Below are 7,312 nucleotides of genomic sequence, written 5' to 3' on the forward strand. Positions count from 1 at the left end.
CTGCGGACAGCCGGGCCATCTCAATGCCGGGTTTATCTCTCCCGAATAAATTGACCGTTTAGCGATACTTTTTGAACGTTTGACCCTCAGTTCACTTCATAGTTACCGCCTACCTTTGACTTATCAAATAAAAGAAGCAATGACAACATTTACGTTAAAAAGCAAGGAGCTGGGCGGGCAATTAAACACAGAACAATACGCAGCTAGCATGGGTTTTACCGGGCAGAACCGTTCGCCGCAGCTTTATTGGAAGAACGCTCCGAAAGAAACAGCGGCTTTTGCCCTGACCATGTACGACCCGGACGCACCAACAGGCAGTGGTTTCTGGCATTGGGTAGTTTTTAATATCCCGGCCGGGGTAACCGAATTGCAGGCGAATGCAGGCGACATCAGCAAAAACTTGTTACCCGAAGGCACCATACAAAGCAACACCGATATGGGTTTTCCCGGTTATGCTGGCGCGGCACCACCTGAAGGCCCAGCGCACCGTTACCTGATCACCGTTTATGCGCTGGGGCAAAAACTGCAATTAGATCAAAATGCTACGCCAGCCTATGTGGGATTCAACCTGCATTACGCAACGCTTGCCAAAGCTACGTTGCTGGTTTATGGGCAAAAGCATTAAATTAGCCTGAAATGAAACAAGCAGAACCGATTAGTATTTTTAGTTACCGGGCCGAAGGGGCCAGTATCAGGAACCGGATCACGCTGCAGCAAAATCTTTTTAGTTTCCTGCTGGAAGGCGAAAAGACTGTTCATTATGCAGGCAAAGTGGTGAGCATTATACCGGGGCAGTTTTTGCTGCTTGCCGCCGGTAATTGCCTCATGAGCGAAAAAATAGCGGCGCCGGGTAGCAATTACCGAAGTATCCTGATCTCTTTTGATAACCGCGTACTGGCCGATTTTTTTATCCGGCACCAGGACCTGCTTCTGGCGACCGCCAATCAACTACAGGAGGAGCCTATCCTCCGCTTCGAACAAGATGCCTTCGTCCAAAACTTTGTCAGTTCTTTGGGGCATATGCTTGCTGGAAATCAAGCCATCTCGCCAAATATGCAGCAATTAAAATTGTATGAGCTATTGCTTTACCTGGGCGAAAGTTACCCCGGAACTTTACAAAAACTGCGCGGCATGAGCCAGCAGGCAGCCGACGATATCGTTATCAGGCAAGCGGTAAATGCCAATATTGATCAGCCGGTGAGCGTAGAAGAACTGGCCTTTTTGTGCAATGCAAGCTTATCAACCTTTAAGCGGCGCTTCGCCAGGCTTTACGGCACTTCGCCCAGCAAATGGCTGCTGGAAAAAAGAATGGAGAAAGCCGCACAGCTACTTAAGCAAAATGGTCACAAAGCCAGTGATATTTATTATGAACTGGGTTACCAGAACTTATCCAGCTTTATACAATCTTTTAAACAGGTACATGGTATAACGCCCAAACAGTATCAATTAAATAATTAGAAAAAATGACCAAACAATATTTTACGGCCTTGGCTACTTACAACAGCTGGGCGAATGATAAAGCTATTGGCTGGCTAAGCCAAATTAGCGATGAGCAATGGGAACAACCATTGACCAGCAGTTTTAGTAGTGTTAGGCAAACGGCAGTACATATTGCCAGTGCGGAAAAGATTTGGATAGATTTCTGGACAAAAGCACCAGCGGCCATCTACCTTTCCGCTCATTTTGACGGCTCTAAAAATGACCTGATCGATATCTGGAAAACGGCTTCAGTCGGGATGCAAAATTTTATAAAAAACTGCCCGGAAGAAAATTATGCAGATCCCGTAACCTTTGTCTACCCCAGGGGAGGATCAGGGCAATTGCCTTACTGGCAAACATTTGCGCATAGCATCAACCATTCAACCTACCATCGCGGGCAATTGGTAACACTATTAAGGCAGGCAGGTTTTGACAAACTCTCATCGCTCGACCAGGTAACCTATTACCTTACCCATCTAAATAGCTAAGTGTAATTGATTATGATAGCGCAATTGTTTATTAATAGCAGGTAGCGACTTGGCCGTTTTGGGAAGCATACCGAAAGTTGGTGTTAGGGGCTTTCTTTTTCTTTTAGAGCTTTTTTTCAGTTCGTTTTAACAATACAAAACCCCAAGCCAGCTCATGCTAAATGCCCCATGCCGGTCTAACTTTCCGCGTTCCATTTACTTGTCCTATGTCTTCAGGCTGCCGGATAGTTTTATGCGGCCGGGTATTTAAAGGAATCCCCCGTTTAAAGTAACCGCCACGCAATACTGCACCACAACAAACGTTACTGTTTTATTACCTGAACTGTTGCAAAAATGATCCGAAAGCTGCTTTTTGTTTTATTGCCGATATTGGTGCTGGTATCCGGCTGCCATAAACATAGTTTTAATAAGCCCAGGTTAGATAGTTTGTTGGTTACCCTGAATGCGCATGAGCAAAACATGGGTAGCATCGCGATAGCAGATAACGGAACAATTGTTTACCAAAACGCTTTTGGCTACAGCCGGGTAAATGGCACTATTAAAACGCCGGCAAATATCCACACCAAGTACAGGGTAGGGTCTATCACCAAGATGTTCACTGCTGTTATGATCTTTCAGCTTATTGAAGAGGGTAAGCTAACGCTGACTACTACATTGGCTAAGTACTACCCGCAATTACCCAATGCAAGCAAGATTACTATTGCCCAAATGCTGAGCCACCACAGCGGGCTTCATAATTTCACCGCTGATTCGGGTTATGTTAAATATATGGGCAAGCCGAAATCCGAAACGGAAATGACAGCCATTTTTGCAAAACAGAAAGCCGATTTTGAGCCCGGTATTAAAGCCGCGTATAGCAATACAAATTTTGTACTGCTGGGTTACATCATCGAAAAAATTACCGGTAAAAGCTATCCCGAAGAATTAAAGGAGCGGATTACAACCAAAATAGGATTGGAAGATACTTACTACGGCACTAAAACCGATCCCCTAAATAATGAAGCTTATTCCTATAACTACATCTCCGGATGGAGCCAGGTGCCCGAAACAGATATGAGTATTCCGGGCGGCGCAGGGGCCATTATAGCTTCACCTACCGACCTGGTTCACTTTATCGACGCGCTTTTTGCAGGTAAACTCATCAGTAACGCAAATTTAGAGCACATGAAACTGATGAAGGATAATTTTGGTATGGCGATGTTTATTTTTCCCTTTGATGATAAAACAGGCTATGGGCACGACGGCGGTATCGACGGATTTTTGAGTCAGCTTATTTATTTCCCGGCCGATAAGCTGTCGGTAGCTTATGCTGCTAATGGGCTACGGTATCCTACTGATGAGATTGTGATGGATGCTTTGAGCATTTATTATAACAAGCCCTTTGCAATGCCCGAATTTAAGAGCGTTGAGCTTAAAAGTGCCGATCTTGATAAATACCTCGGCAATTACACCAGCGCCAAAATGCCCTTAAAAATAGCTATTACTAAAAACAAAACAACGTTGATAGGGCAAGCCACCGGCCAAAGCGCCTATCCGCTTGAGGCCAGGGGTAACGATAAATTTGTACTGGATTTGGCAGGGGTTTCACTTAGGTTTGATACCGTTAAGCATACTTTTTATTACTTTCAAAATGGTGAAACCTATTTGTTTACCAGGGTTAAATAGGTGGAAACAATCCATGGTTAAACTGTAAAATTTTCCTATTGTTGTTTCTCCGTTCCCGCAAGGTTTCCCTTGTTATTGAAGTTACCAATGTATGGGCGAACCGCCTGGTTGGCGACGAACAAGAATTTGCCGACACCGAATGGCTGCCTGGCCACCGCGAAGGCCATTTTTTAAAAGAATTTCCAGATTGGTTCCTAAACAAGCAAGCCCGGCCATCAAAAGGACGTTTCTGCTTTACAACCTGGAATTATTTTGATAAAAACTCGCCGTTAATACCGTCAGGGTTACCTGGCCCGGTAACTATTACCAGCGAATAATTTTAATTTTGTTATAAAAAATATACCTATGATCCTGAGTGTTAAAAATATTGGTGTGTGTGGTTTATTGTTATTGGCATCGCTAAAAATATCTGCCCAAATCGCTGTATCGGGTCTGCGGTGCGAATATCGGGATACACCTCTGGGCATAAATACACCAAACCCGCAGCTTAGTTGGCTTTTGTTATCTAATGCACAAAATGTTAACCAAACTGCTTACCGCATATTAGTTGCTGATGATCCGTTGCTGTTACAGAAAAACGATGGAAACATTTGGGACACAAAGAAGACAATGTCTGATCAGTCTATCCAGGTTATTTTCACAGGCAAAAAACTAACAGATGCAAAGGTTTATTACTGGAAACTAATGGTTTGGGATAACCACGGTAAACCTTCGGCCTGGAGCAAGCCTTCACAATGGCAGATGGGCTTATTAACAGCCGACGACTGGAAAGGTGCAAAATGGATAGCTTATGAAAACATTCCCGATTCATTGCGCCTGGTACCTGCTATTGCGAATACCGGTGACAACAGGTGGAATAAAGGCAAAGACATTTTACCCATACTACGCAAGGAAATTAATATAAAAAGGGAAATTAAAAAGGCGACCATATTCATCACCGGACTTGGTCAGTTTGAATTAAGCATCAATGGAAAAAAGGTTGGCGACCACTTTTTAGATCCGGGATGGACACAATATGATAAACATGCTTTATACGTTTCGTTCGACATTACTAAAAACCTGGTAAAGGGCGATAATGCATTTGGGGTAATGCTGGGGAATGGTTTTTACTACATCCCGGGCGAACGCTATCATAAACTGAAAGGCGCCTACGGCTATCCCAAAATGATATGCCGTGCGTTAATTGAATACAAAGACGGTACAACCCAGAATATGGTGAGCGACGAAAGCTGGAAAGCAGCCCCCGGCCCGGTTACATTTTCAAGCATTTACGGTGGCGAAGATTACAACGCGACCTTATACAATGAAGGTTGGGATAAAGCCGGCTTTAACGATACACAGTTCAGGAAGGCAGTTGTTGTATCCGGCCCCCCGATACTTGAAGCGCAGGCGGCGGAACCGTTAAAGATATCCGATCAGTTTACCGTTAAAAAAATTACGCACCCCAAGCCAGGTGTTTGGGTGTATGATATGGGGCAAAACGCATCGGCCATTCCGCAAATAATGGTAAAAGGTAAGCGCGGGGCTGTTGTTAAAATTACCCCTGCCGAGCTTTTGGACGACAAAGGCCTTGTTATGCAGGCCCCTGTTGGAAGCCCTGTTTACTTTAATTATACGCTTAGCGGTCAGGGTACCGAGGTATGGCATCCGCAGTTTATGTATTATGGTTTCCGCTACGTTCAGGTTGAGGGCGCGGTGCCTGCAGACCAAGCCGAAAGTTCGGCGCTGCCCGCCATTGTAGAAATTAAAAGCCTGCATACCCGCAACAGCGCTGCTACAATCGGATCATTCAGTTGCTCCAATGAATTGTTCAATAAAATATTTAAGCTGATTGACTGGGCTATAAAAAGCAACACAGCCAGTGTATTTACCGACTGCCCTCACCGCGAAAAGCTGGGGTGGCTGGAAGAAGCACACCTGGTTGGCAGTTCGATACACTATAACTATGATATTGCCACCCTTTGCCGTAAAGTGATAAAGGATATGATAAACGCGCAAACAAAAGACGGTTTAATACCCGACATAGCGCCAGAGTTTGTACAGTTTGACGGTGGTTTTCGCGATTCGCCTGAATGGGGAAGCAACGGTATTATTTTGCCGTATTACGTTTACCAATGGTACGGTGATAAACAAATATTGAACGAGAGTTATGATATGATGACACATTATGTGGCCTATCTTGAAAAAAAATCAAAGGGCCATATCCTGTACTTCGGCCTCGGCGATTGGTATGATATAGGTCCGGGGGATCTGGGGCCGTCGCAATTGACGCCTGCAGGAATAACCAGCACCGCCATTTACTATTATGATTTAACCCTGCTATCAAAAATTGCCCGGATACTAAATAAGCCCGAAGACGAACAAAAATATACCGCATTGGGCGTCGAGGTAAGAGCTTCATACAACAAAACGTTTTTTAATACACAAACAAGTCAATACGGTACAGGCAGCCAGGCGGCCAATGCCATGTCGGTATATATGGGACTGGTCAATCCCCAAGATAAAAATAAGGTAGTTGCCAACCTTGTGCAGGATATCCGTAATCATAACAATGGTATCACTGCCGGCGACATTGGTTACCGCTATTTATTGAGGGTATTGGATGATGCAGGCCGTTCTGATGTAATATTTGATATGAATAACCGCTCAGACGTGCCGGGTTATGGTTACCAGATTGCACAGGGAGCAACATCGCTTACCGAATCGTGGCAGGGTAACCGTATATCCAGCAATAACCATTTTATGCTGGGCCACTTAATGGAATGGTTTTATAGCGGCCTTGGAGGCATCAGGGCAGATACAGGATCAATAGGCTTCCGCCATATTATCATTCGTCCCGAAACGGTAGGTGATGTAAGCGAGGTGAAAGTAAACTATCAATCTCCGTATGGTAATATTAGCAACGAATGGAAAAAAACACCTGCTGTTTTTTATATGAACACAACCATCCCGGTTAATGCCAGCGCAATAATTTATTTGCCGGCTAAAAAAAACAGCTTAATTAGGGAAGGCGGTAAAAGCATCATCATTAATAAAAATATAAAACTTTTAGGATTTAAAAACGGCAAAGCACTCATTAAAGCGGGATCTGGTAAGTACTCCTTTACCGTGGCTGGCAAATAGCAATGTGTGAGCAGCCTTTCTCCGGGAACTTATTGTAAAAGAAGAAGGTAGTGAGTTATAGCGGCAGATGTATCAGGGCAAACGCATCTAAATGGTCGAGCCTTAAAAACAAGTTAATTATTTTACAATCAAATAGTTAACTTGTTTTTAAGGCTCGACTAACTAAAATCGGTGGCAATTAATAAAAAAGCTACAGATGAGGGTAAGTTGGCATAAGTTTTAACAAATTGCCGCCAGAATGGAGGTTGTTGAAGACAATTCCAACAAAGGCAAACAGCCCCCGCTGGCGCAAGCCCTCTTGCTGGTGTGGCAACATACTTAGTATATTCCGGTAATGATGCCAAAAATAGTTGGTGGAATTAGTTAAAAAAAGCAGTATATAGCAAATGCAGATATAAGAGTACCCAGGCTCTGCAGAGGTGCAACCTGCCAGCAATAATATTTGCGAACGATACCATGGCCGGACGAAAGTCCGGCTTTTTTTATTCATGGTAGAGTTCAAATATGGCTAAGAAAACCTATTGCCATTTTGTTTATTCTTGAGGAACAAGTACCAT

Annotated in this window: 6 protein-coding genes; all 6 read left to right on the forward strand. The window is 44.0% G+C overall.

Annotation, left to right across the window (positions count from 1 at the left end):
* Positions 1–139 precede the first annotated feature (139 nt).
* The 6 genes from AC1DU2_RS16495 to AC1DU2_RS16520 all read left to right on the forward strand — a co-directional run bounded on the left by AC1DU2_RS16495 (position 140) and on the right by AC1DU2_RS16520 (position 6,755).
* Positions 140–625 (forward strand): YbhB/YbcL family Raf kinase inhibitor-like protein, encoded by a 486-nt coding sequence (locus AC1DU2_RS16495; protein ID WP_477385346.1) that lies wholly within the window; start codon positions 140–142, stop codon positions 623–625.
* An 11-nt stretch (positions 626–636) separates the two neighbouring features.
* On the forward strand, positions 637–1,458 hold the full coding sequence (locus AC1DU2_RS16500) for a helix-turn-helix domain-containing protein (RefSeq protein ID WP_477385347.1): 822 nt from the start codon (positions 637–639) through the stop codon (positions 1,456–1,458).
* 5 nt (positions 1,459–1,463) lie between these two features.
* Positions 1,464–1,967: a DinB family protein gene (locus AC1DU2_RS16505; protein WP_477385348.1), complete on the forward strand. Its 504-nt coding sequence runs from the start codon at positions 1,464–1,466 to the stop codon at positions 1,965–1,967.
* Between the two features lie 333 nt (positions 1,968–2,300).
* A complete protein-coding gene (locus tag AC1DU2_RS16510; RefSeq protein ID WP_477385349.1) occupies positions 2,301–3,632 on the forward strand; it encodes a serine hydrolase domain-containing protein in 1,332 nt (443 codons plus the stop codon).
* Between the two features lie 41 nt (positions 3,633–3,673).
* Complete coding sequence (locus tag AC1DU2_RS16515) at positions 3,674–3,949, forward strand: hypothetical protein (RefSeq protein WP_477385350.1); 276 nt, start codon at positions 3,674–3,676, stop codon at positions 3,947–3,949.
* Between the two features lie 28 nt (positions 3,950–3,977).
* Complete coding sequence (locus AC1DU2_RS16520; protein ID WP_477385351.1) at positions 3,978–6,755, forward strand: family 78 glycoside hydrolase catalytic domain; 2,778 nt, start codon at positions 3,978–3,980, stop codon at positions 6,753–6,755.
* The last annotated feature ends 557 nt before the right edge of the window (positions 6,756–7,312 follow it).

It is taken from the genome of Mucilaginibacter sp. P4_C11 (assembly GCF_056402115.1).